This is a genomic window from Clostridium sp. FP2 (genome assembly GCF_011065955.2).
Taxonomy (GTDB): Bacteria; Bacillota; Clostridia; order Clostridiales; family Clostridiaceae; genus Clostridium_AD; species Clostridium_AD tagluense.
Genome location: NZ_JAAMNI020000001.1, coordinates 3,659,164 through 3,684,729 on the forward strand (window position 1 = coordinate 3,659,164; position 25,566 = coordinate 3,684,729).

A 25,566-nucleotide genomic window follows, 5' to 3' on the forward strand; every position below is an offset into this window, starting at 1 on the left:
CATATATTATTTAAAACTAACTAATAATTTAACCTAAAACTTTTGTGCACTCTGGCACTTCATTTACTATCCGTAAACCTTCTTATTATTTTCCTATTTTACCCTCCCTTTCTAAAATCATTATACCACATTTTGAATAATTTGAATATTCTTTTATTAAAATTAACTTTTACTAGATTTATTGCTATGGAAATAAATTTGGCGTGTACTTTTAACTTAGTACGCGCCATACCATTATATTTTCAAATCTTTAATTAGATTGTTAATCCTCTTTTCTATGCTTCTTTTTTACTACTTTTAGCCTAAAAAAATCTTCTCTTTCTTTTTCTTCTAAAACTTCTGTTACAAACTTTACTATTTCCTCAAATTTAGGAATTTGTATATTTTGAAGTGCATTTGCTCTCTTTTGGGTTTTCTTTACTTCCATGGCTAATCTGTATACAGCGTTTTCTACTTCTGCTAGCTCATAGGTTAAATATTTTACATTATTAAATTCCTTCATTGCCTCATCAATCGAAGCGCTACTTCTGTAAAATCCATATTTTGGTTCTATTTCTTTTCTATCAAAAATAATTTTTGGTACTTCTACTCCCATAACACTTTTAAATAAAATCTCATAATCTTTAGCTTCTTCGACCGATATAGCTATATCTTCCATCTTTATTATTCCTGAATTTATATTTGCGGATTCTAAAGCTTTATATGCCTTTGAAAAAGTCATATTTACCTGATTCTGAAGAACACGCGCCTTATCTACATAAGACATCATTTCTCTTATTAATACATTTCTTTTTTTATCTAATAGTTCAAAGCCCTTTTCAGAAAATTCCAAAGAACTTTTAGCAGCCATTAATGTAGACTTAGTTGGCGCAAAGGTTTCCATATTACTTCACCACTGCTTTATAATATTTTTCTAAAATTTTAGGCGAAACCCTATCTAATTCATTTTTCGGCAATATACCAAGAATTTCCCAAGCTAAATCTAAAGTTTCTGCCATATCCCTATTTTCATCATAGTCCTGTTTTAAAAACCTTTCTTCAAAAGCTCTACCAAAGTCCATATATACCTTATCTATTTCCGAAAGTTCATCTTCTCCTATAACTTGTGCTAGGGCTATTACATCTTGTACTCTAGAGTAAGCTGCAAATATTTGATTTGATGCATCTCCGTGATCTTCGCGAGTAAAACCTTCACCAATTCCATCTTTCATAAGTCTAGAAAGGGAGGATAAAATATTCACTGGTGGATATATGTCTCTTTGCTGAATACCTCTGCTTAAAACAATTTGACCTTCCGTTATGAAGCCTGTAAGATCTGGTACAGGATGCGTTATATCATCGTTAGGCATGGTGAGTATTGGTATTTGAGTTATACTACCTTTTTTTCCTTTCATCATGCCAGCTCTTTCATATAACGAGGCTAAATCAGAATATAAATATCCTGGATAGCCCTTTCTACTTGGAACTTCTTCTTTTAAAGACGATAGTTCTCGAAGTGCTTCACAATAATTAGTCATATCTGTAAGTATTACAAGTACATGCATATCTTCTTCAAAAGCTAAATATTCTGCAGCAGTAAGTGCACATCTAGGGGCTATTATTCTCTCAACTATAGGATCATCTGCTAAATTTGTAAACATAACTACCTTTTCGAGCACTCCCGCTTCTTCAAAGCTTTTCTTGAAATAATTAGCATCATCATACTTTATCCCCATAGCTCCAAATACTATACAAAATTTCTCATCTTCCTCACTAGAAACTTTCGCTTGCCTTACAATTTGCGCAGCTAATTCATTATGGGCCATACCATTTCCAGAAAATATAGGAAGTTTTTGTCCTCTTATTAAGGTTGCTAGGCAGTCTATTGATGATATTCCTGTTTGTATATAGTCTCTAGGGTATCTCCTAGCAACAGGATTCATAGGTCTTCCATTTACGTCATATTTTTTTGAAGAATAAACCTCTCCACCATTATCTCGCGCGTCGCCTATTCCATTAAATTCTCGTCCTAATATATCCTTTGTAATAGCTATCTTAAAGGACTCTCCTTTAAAATGCACTGAAGTATTGCTAACAGACATCCCAGTTGTTGTTTCAAAAACTTGTACTATAGCCTTATCTTTATAAATTTGAACAACCTTTCCCTTTTTTTTATATTTTCCATCCACCAATATATCAACGATTTCATCGTAAGCTACATCTTCCACATTAGAAAGTATAATTAAAGGTCCTTGGACTTTGTTTAACATTAAATATTCTTTCTTCATAGTGCTTATACCTCCTTACTAGTCTCTGTAGGTATATATTATTATCTACCTATCTATATCTTTCTATAAGTTCCTCAAAATATTTCCCGAGTTCACTTTCTAAATCATCTATTAGTTCTGGGTTATCGTTGGGTACATTGTATTTCATTTTATAAAGCTTTTCCATTAATTCTTTATTCATTATAACAGAAATTGGTATCCCAGCTTTTACTGCCCTACATCCATTATCATAAAATGACTCTATAGCTTTAAGCATCTTATATTGTTTTCCTAAGGGTACAAAAGTATCTACAGCATTATAGGCATTTTGCTGAAGGAACGCAATTTTAAGGCATTTAGCTACCTCTATAATAAGCCTTTGCTCGTCCGGAAGCACATCTTCACCTACCAGTTTAACTATCTCTAGAAGCTTATTTTCTTCATATAAAAGCTTAAGCATCTTTGCTCTTAAATCCATTACGTCTTCCGCCACGTTTTCCTCATACCACTCCTTTAAAAGTGAAGTGTAGCCACTATAACTAGATAGCCAGTTTATTGCAGGATAATGTCTTGCATAAGCTAATTTTTTATCAAGGCCTAAAAAGGCAGAAACGAATCTTTTAGTATTTTGAGTAACAGGTTCTGAGAAGTCTCCACCAGCAGGTGAAACTGCACCAATTACAGTAACAGAACCTTCGCTGCCGTTTAAGTTTTCTACGTAACCTGCTCTTTCATAAAACTCTGCAATTCTTGATGGAAGATAGGCTGGATAACCTTCTTCAGCAGGCATCTCTTCAAGTCTTCCTGAAATTTCCCGCAGGGCCTCTGCCCACCTTGAAGTTGAGTCTGCCATTATAGCAACGTGATATCCCATATCCCTAAAATATTCGGCTATTGTAATACCAGTATAAACACTTGCTTCTCTTGCAGCTACCGGCATATTTGATGTATTAGCTATAAGTACAGTCCTATTCATAAGTGGCAAGTTTGTTCTAGGATCTATAAGTTTCGGGAAATCTTCTAGAACTTCTGTCATTTCGTTTCCTCTTTCTCCGCAACCAATGTACACTATGATATCTGCATCAGACCACTTGGCAAGTTGGTGCTGGGTTATAGTCTTTCCAGTACCAAATCCTCCAGGAATGGCGCAAGTACCCCCTTTTGCTATAGGAAAGAACATGTCTATTATTCTTTGTCCCGTAATAAGAGGTTTAAAAATAGTTTTTTTATCTTTTACTGGTCTTGGATTTCTTACAGGCCAATATTGATAAAGTTTAAGTTCATGAATTTTTTCATCTTGTTTTAATTTAACCACTGTGGTTTCTATATTGTAGTTCCCATTTTTAATTACCTCAATTACAGTTCCAAATACCCCTGGTGGAACCATTATCTTATGCATAATAGATTCCGTTTCTTGAACACTTGCATATATATATCCTTCTTTTAATTCATCTCCAAGCTTTGCGTTAATATCTACGGACCAAAGTTTTTCTTCATCAAGAGAAATTAGGCCTATACCCTCAGGTAAAAAGCCATAAGACATTTCATTTATTTTTTCTAGTGGCCTTTCAATTCCATCAAATATATTTCCTAGTATTCCCGGTCCCAGTTTAAGAGAAAGAGGACTTCCAGTAGAAATTACAGGTTCACCTATTTTAAGACCACTAGTTTCTTCATAAACCTGAATAGTTGCATAATCTTCTTCCAATATTATGATTTCACCGATGAGCTTTTTAAATCCTACCATAACCATTTCTCTCATTTTAAAGCCCTTCATGTGCTCAGCTTTTATAACTGGACCATTTACTCCCATTATATTTCCTTCCATGTCTTTCCTCCCATTCATAAATCAGTTGACAGTTGAGAGCTGCAGTACATCAAAATAATTAAATCATCTCTCAACTCTCAGCTTATTCTCAGGCTAGCATTTCCATAACTCTAACACCAATTATTTCTTTACTTTCTTCTAGTTTTGAATATAAACTATTATCTATTTTAAATTTTCCTTCAATATCTTTTAGTATTATGCCTCCTATAAAGTCTTCCTCTGAAATCTTTATTTCCACATTTCTATCACTGTAATTACTCAGTACGACCCCAATTTCCCTTTTAAATTTCTCATAATCCCTTTTGAGTATTATAATATAGTAATCTCCACTATCTATTTCCTTTAAAGTCTTCTCCAATATACTTAAAAAATAAGGTTTATATTCCGGTAATAAGGCAAATTCTACAAGCTTTTGCCCTACATTTTCTAAAGCCTCTTTAATCAGTTTTTCCTTAAGAAATAACATTTCTCTTTGCTTTTTAAGCCTTTCTTTTGCCACTATCCCATTTGCTTTAATATCGGATTTTTTTGCCACATCTCTTTGAAGGCAGCGCCTAAGCTCTTCTATCTTTTCTTTTTCCACATTTATTCTTTTTTGCGCCTCGGCTCTAAAGTCTTTTAGCCTTCCTTCTTTTTCTTCATTTACCTTGTCATATATTATCTTAGAAAACAAACTTATCTTATCTTCAATGGTGGTCATAACCAAACCTCCTGCCAATTGTTATGCTTTTTATAACTTAATCCCTATAGCCTCTTTAACGTATCTTAAAATAGCGTCACTACCTTTGCTCCATCCATGCCTATCTGGAATTTCTACCAAAAGAAGCCTTTCCTTGGACAGCTTTATGCTACTTATCTCATCTGGTATTTTCGCTGCAATTTTTTCTGTTATTATTATTATTCCTATTGACTTGTCTTTTTTTAATTCTTTAATTTTTTTAACTATTTCTTCTTTTTCGTGAAGAACAACGCCTTCCAGCCCTGCCATTTGCATGCCTACAAATGTATCTATATTATCACTTATTAAATAGCTTCTCATAAGCCTCTCTCCTAAAAATTATAATTTTGAAAGTATCATTATAGATATAATAAGTCCATATATAGCAATACCTTCTCCAAGACCAACAAAGATAAGAGTTTTTCCAAGTATCTTAGGATCTTCTGATACCGCACCTAAGGCTGAAGATCCAACGGCACCTACAGCATAGCCAGCACCAATAGTTGCAAGTCCTGTAGAAAGTCCAGCTGCTAAATACCCAAGTCCTGCAGCAGGGTTTGCAGCTACCGCCACCGCACCGTGAGCTACACTTGGAATATTTACTATTAAGGCTCCCATCATAACTGGTATAAATACACCTAAGTTTATTTTAAGAGCTTTTTTAATTTTTTGTCTACCTAAAACATCTATCTTACTTTGCTCAACAACTCCATAAGTAATAGTAGCTATAACAACACAAAATGTTAACATTAATAATATAGTCATAATCATTATTCCTCCCTCTAATATCAAGTGTATTAACTTGCACACTTGTTAACTTTAAATAATGAACACATACTTTTTATATGTGTTACTTAAGTTTAATTTTCACAGGTTCAAAACTAACCCCGGCACCTTCATAATACTTACTGAATAATTCATAGTACTCAAGTCTTAATCCTTGTATAAATACTATGAGCCCTTCAAGACATAAAATCACTATATTCCCAAGTATCAGTATTAACACAGAAGCAAATCCGCTTTTAGCCATAGAAGCCATAGCAGAAAATGCAACAAATAAACCAACGTGATTTAAGGCAAAGGCACCTACCCTTATAAATGACAGGGTATTAGAAAACATAGATAGTAGCGTTTCTACTACCTCAAAACTTGATTCTATAAAATAATCCTTAGCTCCATCTTCAAATAATATTTTTTTACCTAAAATAATATTTGCCAGCGGCTGCTTTAACAATATCAATAATAAAAAGAAAATAAAATATATTATCCAAATAGTTATTGGTAATAATGGTTTCTTATAAACTACAGATACTATTAATGTTAAAGCTCCAATATAGAACATAAAACCTGCTAGTCCTTCTTTTCCAAAAAGTCCACGTTCTAAGTCTTTCCGCCTTAAACTGTTAGTGATTCCTAATATAAAAGCTAAAATAAGAAAACCGCATCCGCATATTATTGCCACAATTAATATGTCATTAATATCTTCCATGGGTCTAATTAGAAGGGCTGGGATTACTGTTTCAGATCCAAATACACTTCCATATAGAAATCCAAATACTATAGAACTTATCCCAAGTCTTTCAAAAACTCCGCCTAAATTATTTTTACCTAGCTTATTCTTTAGCAAAAACCCAGCTAATAACAATACTAATCCTTGGCCTGCATCTCCAAACATAGCACCAAACATTAATGTATAGGTTATTGCAAAAAACATGGTAGGGTCTATTTCACCATAACTAGGGACACCATACATGAAAACCATACTCTCAAAAGGTTTGAATAATTTATTATTTATAAGCATTGTTGGTGGAGCTATATCTTTATTCGTTCTTTCATTAGGATCTTTTTTAATGGTCAATATTCTACCATCAAAACTCAAAAGTAGCTCATTAAATTTGTCCATAAAACTTTTAGGTATCCAACCTGAAAGATAAAAAAATTCATTTGTACAAGCCGCACTTTTTTTTATTTCTCCTGACTTTTGCTCTAATTCATAACTCTTTTGAATATTTTTTATAGTTTTATAATTTTCATCTAGGAAATTGCTAAGTTGTTTTTTAATTTTCACTGTAGATTGCTCTGCCTCATTTATTTCCGCAGAAACTATCACTGACACGTCTCTCGGAACCCCCGTGTAATGCTCAGGTACTAGAATTTTTTCGCAATTTGCAGATTTAAAAATTCTTTCCGCCTCTACGAGCAAAAGTATTGGAGTAAATGCTATAAATATAACAAAATCCTTTTCTTCATAGACAGATTGAATTATTGAAGGTATATTTTCATAATTTGCTTTTATTTTAAGCATGTTTTCCTTTGGCACTTTGTATAATCCCATTTGAAAATTTTTCATAGTAGTAATATCTTCCATAGGGAGAGACACATTCTTTAAAAATTCTAATGCCTCATAGGTGTTTTTAAGATATTGCTCTTTTTCTTTTAAATCCTCGAGTTTTGTGCTTAAAACCTTATATTTGCCATAGACTGACTCTAGTTCTTTTTCCATTGTATCAAAATCAAAAATAACCTGGCCAGCGTACTCAACGCTTTTACCAAAGGTCTTTTGAGCATCCTTAAGCTTCTCAATATATTTTAAACTTATATTATATTCTTTATCATATAAGTAAGGTCTTATATAGTTTACATCCATTAAAGCCTCTATATTATCCGTGGAAGTTTTCAGTACAAAGTCTGACGAATTTATTTCTTGCAAAGCACTTACCGGTTGCATACAGCCTTCTAGTGCTAACATTTTAGTCAGTTTATCAAAATCCTTAATAGCCCCAACCAAATTAACCATATGCATTTTTTCTATAGACACAAAATCACCTCCTGCGCTTTTATATGGTAGTTAACAATTTATAATGTGACAGAAACATAATTAATACCTTCACTCATATCCATGTCATACCTTTTTTGTTCTATTATAGAAATAACATCTCTTATTTCAATCCTATAAACAACAAGATAACTTATAACCATACTAATATTAGTTTTATTTTCTCTAAGAATTTTTTTAAAATATTTTTTTTGAAATTCACGTTCTCGTTTTTCAATTAAATTATAATCATCCTTTTCATATATGGATGCATAGGGCGTTTTTTCTAATATATTGTTGAATTCCTCTATATTATTTATATAACAAAGCTGCTTAAGTTTTTCCTTTGAAAGCTTATATCCATTATATATAGTATAGTTAAACAGTTCCTCTGGAGATATCTTGTAAAAAGTCTTCCCCCTATATATCCAGCCCAAATTTAAAAGGTCTGCTTCAAGACTCATTACACTATATACTACTTCTTTATTCTCCTTATCTAAATGCTTAAGTTCCCGGCGTATTGACGTAAAATAAACAAAATCAAGTTCAGTTTCAATTCTAAACAAACCTTTTGTACTTGTATCTTTAGCTAAGTTTTTTAAACTCTTATAATATATGCTACCTTTTAATCCATCTATTACATCTTCTACACTTTTTAAAGCTAATAAGTAATCATAATTTACTTTATTTAAGGAACTTCTGGCAATTAGTTTTTTGTCTATTTCCTCACTGCTAAGGCCTAAATATTTACCCCTTAAAATTACTTTTAAATCTTCTATTTCCCATCTTATAAAAAAAGTTTTTACGAGACTTCTATATTCACCATCAAAATAATTTATAAATTTACTATAAGTACTTATATAATACTTATGTAAAATAACCTCTAAATCACCCCGATGAATTTTCTCTAAATTGTATGCTTCTAAAAGTTCACCATAGCTAGTTTCCTCTTTTAATACTTTAAGAGTGCTTTTAAGGTCTTTACAATTTAGTAATTTTGAGTACTGATCTAAGCTCAGCATCTTTCCCATCATTGCCTTTACTTTAGTATTTATAGCACTAAACTTAACAACACTTCCCATATATTTTCACTCCTATAGTGACTTTATTATTCTATTAAATACTTCATCTACTATTTTCAATTTATTAATTTGATATTTGGCATTAATATCATTTAATCCTTCTTCCTTTTCTTTTATTATGTTTTCAGCTCTATTATCTGCCTTAGTTATTTTTTCATTACTTATAGTACTCTTAATAATTTTAGATTCTTCTTCAAAGTCACTCCTCATATCTACTATTGTTTTTTCAAGTTCATCTTGTTTTTCTTTTATCAGTTCATCAATGCCCTTTCTATACCTTTCAGCATCTTTGTCTATACTCATTACTTTATTCATTACAAATTCCAAAGTATCACCCCCAATATTTTTAAAATAATACATCGATTTGTTTTTTTCCTAGAATTTTGAAATAACCATTCTTCCATTATATCCTCTTTCAATAGTAATGTCGAAAGCTATTTTTGACATTATTCAAGCATTTAGTAATGAATTTGAAGGCCCTTACAATATATTCAGTGGTTAGCTAACCTTACCTGTGTTTATCTCACATACTCACATATAAAAATCTCGGCCTTAAACTATACCTTTTTATTAACTAGCTGATGTAGTATAATTAAGTACTATTGCTAAATAAATTTATTACTAAAGGAGGTACTTATGAAAGATAACATAGAAGAAACTGAAGGTAACGTATTAAACTATCTTTATGAAAATAAAGCTGCATCCCCACAAAGCGTAGCAAAAATAAAGTTAGGTATTAATTTAGGTAAGGGTAAGGGTGATCTTAGATTATTTAAGGCATCACTTGAATCACTAATTAATAAGAAGTTTATAAAAAAACAAGAGGACAGAGGAAATTATAAAATTAATGACACTGGAATAGAGCATATCGAAGCAACTTTAGATATCGTAGAAACTGAGAATATCCAGGGAAATTAAAAAAGAGCTTAAGGCTCTTTTTTTTGTATATAAAAAGCGGCCCAGATAACATAAAAAATTATGTATCTAAGCCGCAATATGTCGATTTAATTGGCGGGAATATGTGTGAATCGAACACACCCATCGTGGTATTAGCACGACAACACAGTTTTGAAGACTGGCAGGCACACCAGCACCTATCTACTCCCAGGAACATGCTAATTATAGCATATCTTATCACTATATTCAATAGCAATATGCATAATTTTGTCGAATGAATTAATATTTAGTCCCTATTTTTAACTATCTTTATATAGCACTCTATCATTTTCTACTCTTTTTGTTAATTTTATGCTATCAAAATGTTCTAAAAGCGCTACTGCAAATTTTCGACTTGTGTCAAATACTCCTCTAGCGGTTGCTGCCGCTATGCTACCGTTTTCTTTAATGTAGTTACATACAATTGTTATTGAATTTTCATAATGCTCTTTTGTAAAAATACAATCCTCAGCTACTTTTATTAATTCTTCATTATCCATAAGGGAATCAAAAACCATCTTAAAGGTCTTTTTATCCTTCTCATTTATAGCTAAGTCAGTGTATTTAGGGGTATTATACCTACCCTTATCATAAGCCGCAATAATGCTCTGTTTTAATTTTTCTTGCTCCACTGTATATTGTATCCTAAATTCGTATAAACATACAGATTTTTCATATATTTTTATAGCATTTCTATCTTCCATAAGCAATAACATTTCATCATATGTTTTCTGCTTTATATTTTTTCCGAAAACCTTATTTTTTATTTCCTCTTTTGGCATACCACTCTTAAGTGGATTTTCTCTATGATACTTTATTAAGAGTTCCTCTATTTCCTCTATCTTTTGCTTAAAAAAACTCTTATGTATGTATATTGTCTTATCTAAAGATGTTAATTTAATTATTATATTATCATCTACCAGTGTTTGTAATTTATCTTCTATGCCTTCTTCATTTTTACCTAGTGCTTTTAAAATCACAGAAGCATCTGGATAATCCCCACTTAATTTGCTAAGAGTATTCTCTAAGATATTTTCAGTTTTACCACTTTCTTTAATTTTAAGATCTTCTATATACTTTTCATTAAATCTTTTAGCCTTTTGCGCAGCAGGTTCAATAATAGTGCCCCCAGCTATAGTATGCATAGGTGAATAGCTTCTAATTACATATCTATCATTTCTTTGAGCATTTATAGGTTTTTCCAGTCTTAATTGTACATAAGCACTTTCCCCTGGTGCTATTTCTTCTTTATCTAATATAACAACTCTACAAAGGATTTCATCCGTTCCATGATATAATCTAACTCTCTGCCTATTAACTAGTGGTTTTTCTGCACTCTTTAGATAGTAAAGCGAACAATCTATTGAAAAAGAAGGCTCCATTATATTTAGTTTAGAAACTACATCGCCTCTGCCTATTTCACTTAATTTTATATTAGCCAGGTTTATAGCACATCTTTGCCCTGCTTCTCCAAACTCCTCAGGTTTATCATGGATTTGAATGCCACGAACCTTTGTAACTACCTTTGAAGGATATACTTCTACCGTATCTCCCACTTTTATTCTTCCACTTATTATTGTTCCAGTTACCACCGTTCCAAACCCACTTACAGAAAATACTCTATCCACGGGTAACCTAAAATGACCTTCCGTATCTTTACCGGAAACATCTTCTGTGGTTTTATCAATATCACTAACTAAGCCATCAAATCCCATTTTTGTTTTTGAGGATACTGCATGAATAGGTGCATCTTCTAAAAATGTGCCCTTAAATTCATCCCTCAAATCACCTTTAATCATTTCGATCCATTCAACATCAACCAAATCTGCTTTTGTAAGAACTATAATTCCCTTCTTAACATTTAGTAATTGCAATATTTCAAAATGCTCTCTAGTTTGAGGCATAATACCTTCATCTGCTGCTATAACCAATAGAACCACGTCTATGCTACTTATTCCTGCTAGCATGTTTTTAATGAATTTTTCATGACCTGGAACGTCAATAAGTCCAGCTCTTCTGCCAGATGGTAAATCGAAATAAGTGAATCCTAAATTTATAGAAATACCTCTGTCCTTTTCTTCTTTTAAAGTATCTGTCTCCCTACCGGTTAATGCTTTAATTAAGGTAGTCTTTCCATGATCTATATGCCCTGCCGTTCCTATAATAATATGCTTCATACAAGCAACATCCTTTCCATAAAAATATGGGCATGCAAGTTAATTATACATTTTGCATGTTTTTAAAAGCCTCTACAATAAGCCCATAATCTTTTTCGAATAGTGTCCTAAGGTCCATTATAACTTCATTATTATTAATTCTTACAATTATAGCTACTTCATTCATTCGCAAAATCTCTTCTATTTGCTGCGCGCCGTAGCTTTCACTTTTTATTTTTATAACATAAGTTTCTATTTTTTCTGTGGGCATAGAACCCCCACCAACCATTGAATAGTCATTATCTATAGTGAAAGTGAATTTATCAGTTTTATTTTGAAGCATTCTTTTTAGTTTTTTAGCGCTTTTCTTAAGTTCTTCTTTATTACATAAAAGCATATTTAAAGTTGGTATATTTTTTATAGCCTCCGCTTCTTCTAAATAGTGTGCAAGCGTACCTTCTAAAGCTGCCAAAGTCATTTTATCTATCCGGAGCGCCCTAGTTAATTGATTTTTCCTCATTCTATCAATATACTTCTTTTTTCCTACTATAATTCCAGCTTGAGGACCACCTAACATCTTATCTCCACTAAAGGTTACTACATCTATACCCTTTTTTATACTTTCCTGAACTGTTGGCTCATAGACAAATCCATATTTTGAAAAGTCTATTAGCACTCCACTTCCTATGTCTTCAACTACGGGTATATCTTTTCCATTTCCTAGCACTACTAAGTCTTCTATAGATACTTCCTCTGTAAAGCCCATAATCTTGAAATTGGAAGTATGTACTTTTAATAGTACTCCTGTATTTTCTGTAATATTATCCTCATAGTCGTATAAATGAGTTCTATTAGTTGTACCTACCTCTACTAGTTTAGCACCACTAAATTTCATAACTTCAGGAACCCTAAAAGACCCACCAATTTCAACTAATTGCCCTCTAGACACTATTGCTTCTTTTTCCCTACACAATGTATCTAGTGCAAGCATAACTGCTGCTGCATTGTTGTTTACCACCATAGCGGCCTCGCCGCCAGTTATTTTTATAAGAATGTCTTCTATATGTGAATATCTAGAGCCTCTTTTGCCTTTTTCAATGTCATATTCAAGATTGTTATAATTCTCGGCAACATTAATTACACGATCTATTGCATCCTTTGATAAAAGAGATCTACCTAAATTTGTATGAACCACAGTTCCCGTAGCATTTATAACTTTTCTAAGCTTTGGACTATTCTTTTTATTTAATAGTTTAATAGAATAGCTTATTACTTCTTCCTTGGTTAATGCTTGTATTTCATCATTTAGAATTGCTTTTCTATAAAGTTCTATAGCCTCTCTTAAAGAATCTAATACAAGAACTCTTATGTTACTTTCTAATTGCTTCTTTATAGTTTCTTCTTGAAGAAGCTCATCTACTTTAGGTAAGCTTCTTAATAATTCTCTATTCATGGTAATTCCACCCCGCATTTATTTTGTTAAATCATCACCATAAGCCTTTTAGTATGGAGTGTTTTCTTTACTCCACAATTATATATTTATCTTGCAAAGGAATTACTTCTCCAATAATTTGTGATTCTAATTCTAACTCATTTAACCTACTCATAAGTTTTGTTGCCTCAGCTTTTGTGCAAGATACTAAAAGACCACCTGAAGTTTGAGGATCAAATAATATATCCTCTAGCCACTCAGGTATACTCCTAAGTTCATATTTACCCTCTATGTATGCTTTATTGTTATAGCTACCTGCAGGCACTAGTCCCATCTTTGCATATTCTTTAGCTTCTTTTATGTATGGTATATTTTCTTTAAATAATTTGAAGCTTACATCTGATCCCTTAGCCATTTCATAGCAGTGACCCATAATACCAAAGCCCGTTATATCCGTACAAGCACTTATCTCATGCTCCATAATAATTTCTCCAGCATATTTATTTAAAGTACTCATAACCAAAACTGCAATGTCATAAGCTTCTTTTGAAGCGATTTCAGCTTTTATTGCGGTAGTAATTATACCCGTACCCAGGGGCTTTGTTAAAATTAGAAGGTCCCCTACATTACAGCCGTAATTTTTAAGCACCTTATCTGGATGTACTATACCCATAACAGATAGACCGTATTTAGGTTCATCGTCCTGTACTGAATGCCCACCTATTACTATTGCTCCAGCTTCTATTACTTTATCCGCTCCACCTTTTAAAATTTGTCCAAGTATATCTATATTTAAACAATTAGGAAAACATACTATATTTAAAGCGAGTGTTGGTTTGCCTCCCATAGCATAAACATCACTTAATGAATTTGCTGCTGCTATTTGCCCAAAGATATAAGGGTCATCTACCACAGGTGTAAAAAAGTCTAAGGTTTGAATTACTGCAATTTCATCGCTTAACTTATACACTGCTGCATCATCTGAGGTTTCAATTCCAACAATTAAGTTTTCACTTTCCATTTTAGGTAATTTATCTAGTATCTTCGCCAAGGCCCCTGGCCCTATTTTCGCTGCTCAGCCAGAGGTTTTTGATAGTTCTGTAAGTCTTTTTTCCATGTTAACCTCCTTGTAGCTCTCTGGGGCAGAAAACAATTATCAATTGTTTTCCCTCCTCGTAGTTATCTCTAATTAGTAATAATTATTACTAATTCTTCAAGATAATTTTATACCATTAGTCACTTTATGTCTACCTTATCTATAAATTTACTTAAGGTCTTTTCTCCAATACCATCTACTTTTCTTAACTCCTCTACAGACTTAAACCCTCCGTTTTCTTCTCTATATTTAATTATCCCATCCGCTTTTGTATCTCCTATACCTGTAAGAGTCTTTAATTCTTCTTTATTTGCAGTGTTTATGTTAACAATATCCTTCGCTACCTTAGAGCTTGAAACCATAGAATCACTGCTTTTACTCTGAGACTTTTGCAGCTTATCTGCCTCACCCTTTTTATAAATCACAATACAATCTTCATCCTTTAGTTTTTGAGAAAGATTTGTAGCATAAAGGTCTGCATCTAGGGTAACACCCCCCGCTAGCTTTACAATGTCATTCACCCTACTTTCCTTTTTTATTTCATAGACACCTGGACATGCTACCGCACCCTTTATGTCCACTTTAATATTACTATCTTCTACTGTATTTGATTGAACAGCTGCATTTGATTGAAGTGCTATATTTGATTTTATAGCTGTATTCGATTTAGTAACACTTTTATTTGCATCCTTTTTTTCTGAAGCTTTATCAGTTTCTACAAATATATCTTTATAATCTGTATCCTTAATAGATTCTTTTGGACCTGACATTGTATATCCAACAATTATAAATACAATGCTTATACATAGAATAATTATAGACCCAATTATTTTTTCTTTATTTTTCATAATTTCTCCTTTCCATCCTCAGTAATGGTAAACAATCACTAATTTATTTTACCTTCATATATAAAATTATTGACAACTTTTCGTAAATACTGTCGCTAAGAAAGATTTATTTTGATATAATGTAAGTATTGAAAACTGGGAGGTAATTTATGAGGAAATTAATTACAATAATATTCGCATCATTTTTTTTGCTTTTTAATGTATCCCTAGCGGTACAAGCATTAGTAACTCCACCGGTGGCATCAGCTGATAGTGTAGTTTTAATGGATGCTACTACAGGTAAAATACTTTATGAAAAAAATAAGAATTCTGCTTATCCCCCAGCTTCCACTACTAAGATAATGACTGTACTTCTAGTCTTAGAAAGATGTAATTTAAGCGATGTGGTAACTGTAAGCAAAAATGCGGAGATGGCAGATGGTTCAAAAATATATCTATTTGAAGGCGAAAAGATTTCTGTAAAAGAATTGTTATACGGATTGATATTAGCTTCTGCTAATGACTGCGCTGTAGCCCTGGCCGAGCATGTAAGTGGCTCCACAGAAAAATTTGCATTACTTATGAATGAGAGAGCAAATTCACTAGGTTGTAAAAACACTAATTTTGTGAATCCTAATGGCTTATATAATGTTAATCATAAAACTTCAGCCTACGCTTTAGCTTTGATTATGCAGGAACTTACTAAACATGAGGAATACAAAAAGATAGCCATAACTCCTTCATATGCAATGGCATCAACTAATAAATCTGCAGAAAAACGTCCCCTTTCCAATGGTAATAGGCTAATACAAAAAAACGACCAATACTATTATAAAGATTGTGAAGGTGGAAAGACAGGCTACACTATTCAATCTCAACATTCTTATATTGCCGTAGCTAGTAGAAATGGTCAAAAGCTTATAGTAGCTCTTGTACACGACTCTAAAAAAACTTTTTTTCCAGACAGTATAAAACTATTAAACTATGGATTTGATAATTTTGAGCTATTTAAATATTTTAATGTAAATGATGAAGTATCAAAAGTAACTTTAGATGATGGTACATCGATTCCACTGCTTGCATCGCGAGATTTTTATATTGTTAAAGCTAAAAATTCAACGGAAGCTTCAACTCCAGTTATTAAGACTGAAGAAAAAAATTTAAAACCCTCTTCTATTGTTAAAGGTGATAAAATAAGTAAAGCAACAATTACTTTTGATAAAGATTCTTACAATTTAGATTTGTCTAGCGGAGTAAATTATTCTAAACCTTCTTCCCAAAACAATGGTTTTTTAAAAGGCGATTCAGAAAAATCGAAAAGTTCTGCACTTTTAATAAAATATTTTGCTTTTATCATTGCAGTATTAATAGTATTTTTTAGATTGAGTCATATAAGAAGAAGAAAAAAAACCAAGTTGAGGAAATTTGCAGACAATATAAATAGTAAAAGATAAAACATAAAAAGCACTAGGGTCATACTAAATAGTATAAACCTAGTGCTTTCTTATATTTCACTTTCATCTTTTAGTTTGCTTATTAACTTCACTATATCATCCGGAAGCTGTGACTGGAGTATAAGTTCATCACCAGTTCTTGGGTGAGGAATAATTAATTTATAAGCATGAAGTGCCTGCCTCTCAATATAATGACTTTCAGATTCTCCATAGAGACTATCACCATAAATCGGATGTCCAATATGACTTAAATGAACACGAATCTGATGTGTTCTACCAGTTTCCAAAATCAATTTTAAAAGGTCACCATTTTTAAAAGAATCAATAACTTCATAATGAGTTATGCTTCTTTGTCCTTCTTCCCACACTTCTCTTTTTGCACCCTCTTCATTGGGTTTTCCAATAGGCAAATCAATAGTACCTGACTTATTTTTCATATTACCATGTACAACCGCCATATAACTCTTCTCAAAGGTTTTGCAGTTCACGTCTTTGCTTTGCAAGTCTTTACTCTGCATATCTCTCGCTAAGGCCATATGTGCAAATTGATTTTTTGCAATTATTATAAGACCTGAAGTATCCATATCCAATCTACTCACTAGCCTAACAATGCACTTTTCATTTCTTTCTTTAAAGTAATATGAAACTCCATTAGAAAGTGTCCCAAAGGGATATCCCTTTGTGGGATGAACCACTATGCCCGGACTCTTATTTATAACTATAAGGTCTATATCCTCATATATAACATCTAGGTCCATCTTCTCTGGTTCAATGTTTTGATGCTCATTACTCTTCATGTCAATTTCTATTTTATCATTTGAATTTATTCTATGATTTAGCCTAGCAACTTTATCATTTACACTTATTTTCCCACTAAGTCCTGAGCTTTTTAAAAATCTACTAGATAAATTCTCTGCATACTTTAAATAATCTCTTAATTTAACTTCATGAATATCTTCCTTAACCACATATGTTAATTTATTAGTCGGCAATAATTTATTAGTCAGCAATCGCGATTACTTCTATCTCTACTAATGCATCCTTAGGAAGTTTTGCTGCCTGAACGCAAGATCTAGCTGGTGGATTTGATGTAAAATATTGTGCATATACTTCATTCATATCAGCAAAATCATTCATATCCTTTAAGAATACTAGAGTTTTTACTACCTTATCTAATGATGTTCCTGCTTCTTCTAATATAACTTTTAAATTTTCTAATGATTGTGCTGTAGCTTTTTTTATATCATCATTTATGAATTCTCCAGTAGCTGCGTTTATTGCAAGTGACCCTGAAGTATATACCATATTTCCAACTTTTACTGCTTGAGAATATGGTCCAAGAGCTGCTGGTGCTTTAATTGTGCTTATAATCTGTTTTTCCATTTTTTCTCCTCCTCATAACTTTAGATAGTTTTAAAACTATCTTTATATAATGTTGATAGGTAAAAAATATTAATACATGTATTCATGGTCTTCACCTAACAAGACTATTATATCAAATTTTTCCTGTGTTGACGATAAAAACTCAATATTGTCTATTTTAAAATCTTTTATTAGAGCAGTTTTTATATCGTTATTGCCATTGTATACTGAAATCTTAGATTTACTAGCAGTGCCACCATTTTCTGTTACAGGTTTATTATAGCCTTTTTCAACTAAATATTTTGAAAAATCACTTGCCAGGCCTGATTTTTTAGTGCCATTAATTATCTTTATTCTAAGTTTTGACTTATCAACATATATCGCTTTATTATCATATAATTTTGAGATAATGGTCTTATTTTGAGCTTCATTATATACTAAATATGATTGACCATTTATTAGCTTTAAATCACCCTTTATGGTATCCATAGATAACTGGCCCTTATTACTTGCAAATATGTATCCATATTTAATTATATCCTTAGCTTCCATATTAGTTTCCGCAGAGCTTTCAATTGCTTTTAAAATACCTGGAACCTTAATTAATATACCTGGGCTTTTTATTTTATCCATGATTTTACTAATAAACATATGTTGGTTTTCTATTCTGCCTAAATCTCCATCTGCCAGGCCACTTCCATCATTGTTTTTTCTCCATCTAAAAAATTCTTCAGCTTTTTTACCATCTAAATGAATTTTACCTTTTTCAAAATGAATGCTTAAATTTTGAGTGGGATCATCATAACTCATGGTTCTTGTTATATCAATATCCACTCCACCTATAGCATCGATAACTTTCCTAAAGCCTTCATAATTAATTTTACCGTAATAGTCAATATTAATACCTAATAGCTTTTCTACGGCATCAACAGTATAAGTCACACCACCAACAGCATGGGCAGCATTAATTTTTTGATTTTTGTTATTTATTTTAATTAAAGTATCTCTAGGAATAGAAACCATACTTATTTTTTTATCTTTTGCATCATAATGTGCGAGTATCAGTGTATCTGTCCTCTTAGGATCATTGGCATTTGTAGCACCAGGAGTACCTACATCTACACCCATGACCAATATGTTACAAGATTCTCCATTCTTAACTATTTGTTCTACCTCACCCTTACTTAACTTAGATCCTACGCCTTTTTTAGATAAATCAACTGCACTATTGTTAAAACTAGATAAATATAAATATAAACCTGCAAAAATTAATATAGCAGCTGTCACCACAAAAACAATAGTACCAATTGCAATTTTTTTATAATTTACTTTTCTTTTTGTTTTTTTCTTCATCTTATCACCTTCTATTTTTACTTAATAAATAATTTCTTGCGTGAATTGTATCTATATGTAATAATTCCTTTTGGCTTATAACATAGATAATGGTATTTTCAAGAGACTGCATTACTGCTGCATCTAAATTCATCAAACTTAAGGTTCTGAGTTCCTCTACACCTTTGAACTTTCTTAATGGCTCAATATAATCTGATATATAAATTATCTTTTCCAAAATACTCATATTTTTTCTGCCAGTAGTATGATAGCGAATAGCACTTAAAATTTTTTCATTTTGGATCCCCATTATTTCTCTAGCTATTATGCTTCCAACTAATCCATGCAAAATTGCTGGGTTATTTGTATATATTTCGTCTATATGTATTTCATGCTCACTAGCTATTTTTATAAGCTCAGCACCCTTTACATTCTTAGCACAGTCATGAACTAATCCTGCAATTCTTGCACTTTCTATATTTTCTCCATATTTAGCTGCGAGAGTTACCGCTGTTTCACTAACACTTAAACTATGTTTCAATCTGCTTTCACTTAAATTTGTATGTAAATAATGGAGCATTTCTTTCTCATTCCACATTTAACTCCTCCTAATATTCATCTTTTGCAGAAGATAATTACAGATGGTTTTATTTATATAGATTGTTTACATGAATAATTTCCTCTACGCCTCTAGGCAAAAGATAATTAACTTGCCTACCCTCTTTTATATTGTTCCTAATATGCGTGGAAGATATGTCTATAATTGGCATATCAATATAAATTATTTTTTTATTAAACTTTTGTTCTATATAGAGCTTCTTTTTCGCAACTTCCTGCGCTGTAAATCCCGCCCTATTATAAACTACAATCTTACAACTATTGAAAATTTTCTCTACATTTTTCCACTTATCTAGCTCCATTAAACTATCTACGCCAATTAAAAAATACCATTCTATATTACGTTGCAATCCGCTAAAAAGTTCAACAGTTTCATAGGTATAGCTATTTTCTTTTTTATTTATTTCATAATCACTTATTTCAAAGTCGACTTCAGATTCTATTGCCCTTTTAACTAAATCATATCTAATTTTAGCATTTGTAATTTTTTTATTCTTTTTATGTGGTGGATTTCCTGCAGGCATGAATATAATTTTATCTAAATGTAAACTGTATAATGCTTCATAGGCAATATGAATATGCCCGATATGAATTGGATCAAAAGTTCCTCCAAAAATGGCCTTTTTCAATATAACACCCTCTTTATTTTCTAATAAGGTATCAAAACTTTTAGCAATCACTATACTACTTTCGGCTTACAGCGCCACATACTAATAGTATGTTTTTCATGGACAACTTGGAAAATAATAACACAAAATATGATTTTCCATAGAGGAAAAAGCATGTAAAATTACATGCTTTTATGGTAATTCAATTGTAGGCTTTTTTAAAGACCTTTTGTATAATACGCATTTGCTACCAATAGTCTGAACTCCTTCAGCACCTATGGCCTCACAAATTATATCGGATGCTTCTCTAGCAGTTAATCCACTATTATTTAGAACTTTAATTTTAATAAGCTCTCTAGATTCTAGCGCCTCATTTAACTGCTTTAAAAAATTTTCTTCTACCCCTGCTTTTCCAAGCTGAAATATTGGTTGTAATGGATTTGCAAGGGTTCTTAAATAACTTCTTTGCTTACTTGTAATCATAATATCCTCCTAGTTTGAGCAATGATCAATTTTTAATGATCAATGATCAATTGTGGTCATTGGTCATTTGTCATTGATTATAATAAGAATTCAAATTCAAAGTTTTGTAATCTTACTGAATCCCCGTCTTGAATTCCTTTTTCAACTAGTGCATCAAATACTCCCTTATTTCTTAATACTTTATGGAAATATTTAAGAGAATCCGGTTCATTTACATTTACAGCATTTAGCAATCTATCAACAAAGCTTCCTTCAACAACAAAAGTTCCTTCTTCATCTACATTAATAGTGTAGGTGAATCTCCTTTCTTCTATTATGAATTTATCTTCATCTTTTATTACCAGTTCTACAACTGGAATAGTAGATAACATTCTTGCTGCCTCTTTCATCAGTGCTTCTACGCCTTGACTTGTAGCTGCAGATATTTTAAATATTTTACTATCATCGTATCCCATTGCGTTTAATTTTTTCTTAAAGTTTTCAAAAACTTCATCATCAAATAACATATCGCTTTTATTAGCAGCTACTATTTGTGGTCTATCCCATAATTTAACGTCATATTTTTTAAGTTCTTCATTTATCTTTATAAAGTCATCTACAGGGTCTCTACCTTCAATTCCTGAAATGTCAACCACATGAATAAGCATTCTAGTTCTTTCAATATGTCTTAAAAATCCTATTCCAAGACCTACTCCTTCAGCTGCTCCTTCAATTATTCCTGGTATATCAGCCATAACAAAACTCGGTATGCCTTTCACATTTACTACTCCTAAACTTGGTTTTAAAGTGGTAAAATGATAATTAGCTATTTTAGGTGTTGCTTTTGAAACTACTGAAAGCAAAGTTGACTTACCTACATTAGGAAATCCTAGTAGTCCAACATCAGCAAGTAACTTAAGTTCAAGCTTAATCCATCTTTCTTCTCCTGGCATTCCAGGTTCAGCAAAGGTTGGCGCTTGCCTTGTAGGTGTACAAAACTTAACATTACCTTTTCCGCCTTTTCCAGCTCTGCAAATTACAAAAGTTTGACCATCATGTGATAAATCACACATTATTTTATCTGTTTCTGAATCTCGTACAATTGTACCCATTGGAACTTTTACATACAATTTTTCTCCAGCTTTTCCGTAACATTTAGATCCAGAACCTTGTACTCCATTTTTTGCTACGAATTTTCTTGAATATGAAAAGTCTAATAAAGTTGTCATACTAGCATCAACTACCAGTATTACGTCTCCACCGTCTCCACCATCTCCACCATCCGGTCCACCCAGAGGTATATACTTTTCTGTTCTAAAGGAAACTGATCCATTTCCACCATTACCTGATTTAACAAAAATTTTGGCTGTATCAATAAACATATATTTCACCTTACCTTAGCGCATTTTCTATTTTGTATTTTAATCTATTAACTAAACTCTAATTTCTTAGAATATTAATCTATAAGCTATATTATTATCAAAATCACATCTATAAATTTTAAAACCATCTATCGCCATATCTATTTGCTGCCATTCATCCATCCAACTTATTTCGCCTAACATGGCTTCATTATTGGCAAGGAGTAAACTTTCGCCTAATTCATCTTGAAATATATAAATATATACAAATTTTTGATCAGTAGCTTCTATCTCCATAAATATAGTGTTAACCAAATCATTTTTTTTATTATATTCATTTTCAAAAATTTTATTTTTAAAATTACTGATTTCAATATCTATTTCCACTTTAACTTCATTTGCCCATAATTTTTTAATGTTATTCTCAAGGCATAGTGAAAATCCATCATCTTGTAATTTGTAAATTTCACTAATAGTTTCATTTTGCTTAGATAATCTATCTATATATTCTAATGCACCTTGAGGTCTTTTAATCTGCAAATAACCATATATAACCTGAAGATCATTCATAAAATCGTGTCTTTGTTTTCTAAGTAAGCTTATATAATTTTCTAATTCATTCATTACTATCCTCCGAAAGAGAATTTTAAAAAAGCACCCTTTAAGGGTGCCTTAAACTATTCAGCCATTGCAATTGCTTCTACTTCTTGATCAACAGGATAAACGCTTGCTTTTTTCTTCATTTTTCCCATTCTTTCGAATTTTACAACTCCATCAACTTTAGCGAAAAGAGTGTCGTCTCCACCTATTCCAACATTTGTTCCTGGATGGATTTTTGTTCCTCTTTGTCTTACTAAAATATTACCTGCAAGAACGAATTGACCGTCTGCACGTTTAGTCCCAAGTCTTTTTGATTCACTATCTCTACCGTTTCTTGAGCTACCTACTCCTTTTTTGTGAGCAAATAACTGAAGGTTAATAACTAGCATAGTATCACACCTCCTCTGTTTCTAGTTTTATATAGTCACCATAAGTAATTTCTATACTTTTAAGTCCAAGCATCATTGTTTCTAATAAAACTTGACATCTTTCAATATCTTCCAAAGTTTGATTTTCCAAATTTACATTCAGAAATCCATCCTCTATATAATACTTCACTTTAATTTTCAAAACTTCCTCAATCCCAATTACTGTAGTTTGAGAAATTGCTGAAATAGCAGAACAAATTAAATCTACACCTAATTGTTCTTCTTTTGGCAAAGCATGACCTTTTATTTTAAAAGAAACTATTTTACTTGCTCTTCGAACAAATTCAACTTTAACCATAATTAAGCTTCAATCTTCTCAATTTGAATCTTAGTATATGATTGTCTGTGTCCTTGTTTCTTTCTATAATCTAACTTTCTCTTGAATTTGAAAACTATAACTTTTTTAGCTTTCCCTTGTGCTAATACTTTAGCAACAACTTTAGCTCCTTCAACTAGAGGTTTTCCAATTACTAAACCCTCTTCCTTGCCTACTGCAAGAATATCTCCAAATTCAACTGTTGTTTCAACTTCAGCATCCAATTTCTCAACGAATAAAACGTCTCCTTCTTGAACTCTGTATTGCTTTCCACCAGTAAGTACTACTGCGTACATAAAATACACCTCCTTGATCCAGTCTCGCCATCCCAGGTACATACCACTATGTGATTTCTATAATCAAGTATGTTTCATAACCTTGTGTGAGCGGTCTACAAAAGCCATTTTAACATATATCTACACCTTTGTAAAGCCTATTTACCCATATATCTTATATGTCTGCAAATTTCTTATTTGATTTGCAAAAATTAGCGACTCCACTTTGAATTTTTCTAAGTGAGGTATAAAATTCACGTAAACACTATTTTCTAGTGCTCCTATTTGCGTTGCAAATTCTAAAACGTCCTCCATGATATCCTTTTGGTAAATTCCATCAATTTCTATATATATATCTTTTATGCCCTGTTCTTTATGAATCTTAGAAATTTCATTTTTTATCAAAAACTGAATATAGGATAATTTAACCCTACTGCTTTTACCAAGACAATGCTTGCAAGGTTCCTCAATAAACTCATATATAGACTTTCCGCGCCTACGCCTTGCAATTTGAACTAAATTCAGTTGCGTAAAGGGATAAACTACAGTCTTATTTTTATCGTCTGCAAAGCCTATTCTTAGAGTATTTAGTATGCTTTTTCTAACCTCTAAATCTTCAATGTCAATAAAGTCTATTATAATGATTCCACTTAAATTTCGGAGTCTTATTTGTCTTGCAATCTCGTCAGCTGCCTCAATATTAGTACTTTGTGCAGTCTTCTGCAAGGAATGACTCTTAACATTCTTTCCAGAATTGACATCAATTACATACATTGCCTCAGTTTTGTCAATTACAATATTTCCTCCACATTTTAATGATATCCTATGATTTCTTAGACTCAGTATTTCTTTTTCTATTCCGTAATAATCAAATAACATTCTACTTTCTTTATGAAGCTCAACCTTTACTGAGATATCAGACCTGTGATCTGTAAATTTTTTTGCGTATTCAAAATCACTTTCATTATTTAATACTATTTTAAAAGTGTTTTTATCTAAAATATCACGTAGAGTTCTATTTATTGCACCAGCATCGCTAAACAGCAAAATAGGATTCCTTGAATACTGAGCATGATTTATAACCCCTTTGTATATTTCATACAATTCCTCAACTTCATCATTTAGAACGCTAAGGTCTACATCAAAGGCATTGGTCCTAATCATAACCCCTACATCCTCTGGTTTATTTAATCCACTAGTTACCATATCTTCAAAATCACTATTGTTTATTTTTTTAGAAAAACTTATGTCCTTATTCATGTTTACAATTACAGAATATATTCCTGCAATACCAAAAGCACTAGTAACTTTTGCTCCTTTTTTATCTATTCCCTCTTTTAAAATTTCAACTATTATTTCGTCGCCTTTTTTTATCTTTGTATTATTAAACTTTTCATCTAAATACATATAACAATCTTTATTGTGCCCAATATCTATAAAAGCACACTTAATTGCTGGAACAATATTTTTTACAACACCCTTATATATTTCTCCGGGGATAGGACCACTTGAATCCTCTTCTATGAAGCATTCCTTTAATTTGTTATTTTCTTTTATAGCTATTCTTAGAAATTCTTCTTGTCTTTCAATATATATTTCTTTCACTTTAACTCA

Annotated in this window: 27 protein-coding genes and 1 tRNA gene; 2 read left to right on the forward strand and 26 right to left on the reverse strand. The window is 31.8% G+C overall.

All coding sequences use genetic code 11. The features are described from left to right. Positions 1 to 262: 262 nt before the first annotated feature. From G9F71_RS17615 to G9F71_RS17655, 9 genes are all read right to left on the reverse strand, one after another. The gene (locus tag G9F71_RS17615; RefSeq protein ID WP_164949102.1) at positions 263 to 883 is read right to left on the reverse strand and encodes a V-type ATP synthase subunit D; all 621 of its coding nucleotides are present in this window, start codon (positions 881 to 883) and stop codon (positions 263 to 265) included. 1 nt (position 884) lies between these two features. Continuing rightward, on the reverse strand, positions 885 to 2,267 hold the full coding sequence (locus G9F71_RS17620) for a V-type ATP synthase subunit B (RefSeq protein ID WP_124998209.1): 1,383 nt from the start codon (positions 2,265 to 2,267) through the stop codon (positions 885 to 887). Between the two features lie 49 nt (positions 2,268 to 2,316). After that, the gene (locus G9F71_RS17625; RefSeq protein WP_187353457.1) at positions 2,317 to 4,074 is read right to left on the reverse strand and encodes a V-type ATP synthase subunit A; all 1,758 of its coding nucleotides are present in this window, start codon (positions 4,072 to 4,074) and stop codon (positions 2,317 to 2,319) included. An 88-nt stretch (positions 4,075 to 4,162) separates the two neighbouring features. Then, a complete protein-coding gene (locus tag G9F71_RS17630) occupies positions 4,163 to 4,774 on the reverse strand; it encodes a V-type ATP synthase subunit E (protein ID WP_124998213.1) in 612 nt (203 codons plus the stop codon). A 30-nt stretch (positions 4,775 to 4,804) separates the two neighbouring features. After that, positions 4,805 to 5,113: a V-type ATP synthase subunit F gene (locus tag G9F71_RS17635; protein WP_164949104.1), complete on the reverse strand. Its 309-nt coding sequence runs from the start codon at positions 5,111 to 5,113 to the stop codon at positions 4,805 to 4,807. Between the two features lie 18 nt (positions 5,114 to 5,131). Further along, entirely contained in the window at positions 5,132 to 5,557 is a 426-nt protein-coding gene (locus tag G9F71_RS17640; protein ID WP_164944476.1) for an ATP synthase subunit C, read from the reverse strand. Between the two features lie 85 nt (positions 5,558 to 5,642). Next, complete coding sequence (locus G9F71_RS17645; RefSeq protein WP_164949105.1) at positions 5,643 to 7,610, reverse strand: V-type ATP synthase subunit I; 1,968 nt, start codon at positions 7,608 to 7,610, stop codon at positions 5,643 to 5,645. Positions 7,611 to 7,648: 38 nt separating this feature from the next. Beyond that, the gene (locus tag G9F71_RS17650) at positions 7,649 to 8,689 is read right to left on the reverse strand and encodes a V-type ATPase subunit (RefSeq protein ID WP_164949106.1); all 1,041 of its coding nucleotides are present in this window, start codon (positions 8,687 to 8,689) and stop codon (positions 7,649 to 7,651) included. A gap of 12 nt (positions 8,690 to 8,701) precedes the next feature. After that, the gene (locus G9F71_RS17655) at positions 8,702 to 9,016 is read right to left on the reverse strand and encodes a hypothetical protein (RefSeq protein ID WP_164949107.1); all 315 of its coding nucleotides are present in this window, start codon (positions 9,014 to 9,016) and stop codon (positions 8,702 to 8,704) included. Positions 9,017 to 9,325: 309 nt separating this feature from the next. Here G9F71_RS17655 and G9F71_RS17660 point away from each other — a divergent pair, with 309 nt between their 5' ends. Further along, positions 9,326 to 9,607, forward strand: a complete 282-nt coding sequence (locus tag G9F71_RS17660; protein WP_164949108.1) for a hypothetical protein — start codon at positions 9,326 to 9,328, stop codon at positions 9,605 to 9,607. Positions 9,608 to 9,698: 91 nt separating this feature from the next. On the opposite strand, the gene G9F71_RS17665 is transcribed toward G9F71_RS17660, so the two are convergent. The 5 genes from G9F71_RS17665 to G9F71_RS17685 all read right to left on the reverse strand — a co-directional run bounded on the left by G9F71_RS17665 (position 9,699) and on the right by G9F71_RS17685 (position 15,157). After that, positions 9,699 to 9,795: transfer RNA gene (locus tag G9F71_RS17665), tRNA-Sec, on the reverse strand. A 90-nt stretch (positions 9,796 to 9,885) separates the two neighbouring features. Continuing rightward, positions 9,886 to 11,802, reverse strand: coding sequence for a selenocysteine-specific translation elongation factor (selB, locus tag G9F71_RS17670; RefSeq protein WP_164949109.1), 1,917 nt, complete (start codon positions 11,800 to 11,802; stop codon positions 9,886 to 9,888). A 43-nt stretch (positions 11,803 to 11,845) separates the two neighbouring features. Further along, positions 11,846 to 13,234 carry an L-seryl-tRNA(Sec) selenium transferase gene (selA, locus tag G9F71_RS17675; RefSeq protein WP_164949110.1) on the reverse strand — a complete coding sequence of 463 codons (1,389 nt, stop codon included), beginning with the start codon at positions 13,232 to 13,234 and terminating at the stop codon, positions 11,846 to 11,848. Between the two features lie 67 nt (positions 13,235 to 13,301). Next, positions 13,302 to 14,330 (reverse strand): selenide, water dikinase SelD, encoded by a 1,029-nt coding sequence (selD, locus tag G9F71_RS17680; RefSeq protein WP_164949111.1) that lies wholly within the window; start codon positions 14,328 to 14,330, stop codon positions 13,302 to 13,304. 119 nt (positions 14,331 to 14,449) lie between these two features. Then, complete coding sequence (locus G9F71_RS17685) at positions 14,450 to 15,157, reverse strand: helix-hairpin-helix domain-containing protein (RefSeq protein WP_164949112.1); 708 nt, start codon at positions 15,155 to 15,157, stop codon at positions 14,450 to 14,452. A gap of 149 nt (positions 15,158 to 15,306) precedes the next feature. Here G9F71_RS17685 and G9F71_RS17690 point away from each other — a divergent pair, with 149 nt between their 5' ends. Then, a complete protein-coding gene (locus G9F71_RS17690; RefSeq protein WP_164949113.1) occupies positions 15,307 to 16,590 on the forward strand; it encodes a D-alanyl-D-alanine carboxypeptidase family protein in 1,284 nt (427 codons plus the stop codon). Positions 16,591 to 16,640: 50 nt separating this feature from the next. Here the strand turns inward: G9F71_RS17690 and G9F71_RS17695 are convergent, their stop codons facing one another. The 12 genes from G9F71_RS17695 to G9F71_RS17750 form a co-directional block, all read right to left on the reverse strand. Next, positions 16,641 to 17,582 (reverse strand): RluA family pseudouridine synthase, encoded by a 942-nt coding sequence (locus G9F71_RS17695; RefSeq protein WP_164949114.1) that lies wholly within the window; start codon positions 17,580 to 17,582, stop codon positions 16,641 to 16,643. Between the two features lie 7 nt (positions 17,583 to 17,589). Then, positions 17,590 to 17,973: a RidA family protein gene (locus G9F71_RS17700; protein WP_164944486.1), complete on the reverse strand. Its 384-nt coding sequence runs from the start codon at positions 17,971 to 17,973 to the stop codon at positions 17,590 to 17,592. 69 nt (positions 17,974 to 18,042) lie between these two features. Beyond that, on the reverse strand, positions 18,043 to 19,305 hold the full coding sequence (locus G9F71_RS17705; protein ID WP_224626464.1) for an LCP family protein: 1,263 nt from the start codon (positions 19,303 to 19,305) through the stop codon (positions 18,043 to 18,045). 4 nt (positions 19,306 to 19,309) lie between these two features. Continuing rightward, the gene (gene yqeK, locus G9F71_RS17710; protein WP_164949115.1) at positions 19,310 to 19,882 is read right to left on the reverse strand and encodes a bis(5'-nucleosyl)-tetraphosphatase (symmetrical) YqeK; all 573 of its coding nucleotides are present in this window, start codon (positions 19,880 to 19,882) and stop codon (positions 19,310 to 19,312) included. 49 nt (positions 19,883 to 19,931) lie between these two features. Next, positions 19,932 to 20,534: a nicotinate-nucleotide adenylyltransferase gene (nadD, locus tag G9F71_RS17715; RefSeq protein ID WP_164949248.1), complete on the reverse strand. Its 603-nt coding sequence runs from the start codon at positions 20,532 to 20,534 to the stop codon at positions 19,932 to 19,934. Positions 20,535 to 20,702: 168 nt separating this feature from the next. Then, entirely contained in the window at positions 20,703 to 20,993 is a 291-nt protein-coding gene (gene yhbY / locus G9F71_RS17720; protein ID WP_124998243.1) for a ribosome assembly RNA-binding protein YhbY, read from the reverse strand. A 77-nt stretch (positions 20,994 to 21,070) separates the two neighbouring features. Beyond that, the gene (gene obgE / locus G9F71_RS17725; protein WP_164949116.1) at positions 21,071 to 22,354 is read right to left on the reverse strand and encodes a GTPase ObgE; all 1,284 of its coding nucleotides are present in this window, start codon (positions 22,352 to 22,354) and stop codon (positions 21,071 to 21,073) included. A 66-nt stretch (positions 22,355 to 22,420) separates the two neighbouring features. Then, positions 22,421 to 22,957: a Spo0B domain-containing protein gene (locus G9F71_RS17730; RefSeq protein ID WP_164944489.1), complete on the reverse strand. Its 537-nt coding sequence runs from the start codon at positions 22,955 to 22,957 to the stop codon at positions 22,421 to 22,423. A 53-nt stretch (positions 22,958 to 23,010) separates the two neighbouring features. Then, positions 23,011 to 23,322, reverse strand: a complete 312-nt coding sequence (gene rpmA / locus G9F71_RS17735) for a 50S ribosomal protein L27 (protein WP_124998249.1) — start codon at positions 23,320 to 23,322, stop codon at positions 23,011 to 23,013. 4 nt (positions 23,323 to 23,326) lie between these two features. Continuing rightward, positions 23,327 to 23,659, reverse strand: a complete 333-nt coding sequence (locus G9F71_RS17740; RefSeq protein ID WP_124998251.1) for a ribosomal-processing cysteine protease Prp — start codon at positions 23,657 to 23,659, stop codon at positions 23,327 to 23,329. A gap of 2 nt (positions 23,660 to 23,661) precedes the next feature. After that, a complete protein-coding gene (rplU, locus tag G9F71_RS17745; RefSeq protein WP_164944491.1) occupies positions 23,662 to 23,973 on the reverse strand; it encodes a 50S ribosomal protein L21 in 312 nt (103 codons plus the stop codon). Positions 23,974 to 24,114: 141 nt separating this feature from the next. Further along, complete coding sequence (locus tag G9F71_RS17750; RefSeq protein ID WP_164944492.1) at positions 24,115 to 25,557, reverse strand: Rne/Rng family ribonuclease; 1,443 nt, start codon at positions 25,555 to 25,557, stop codon at positions 24,115 to 24,117. Positions 25,558 to 25,566: the final 9 nt, after the last annotated feature.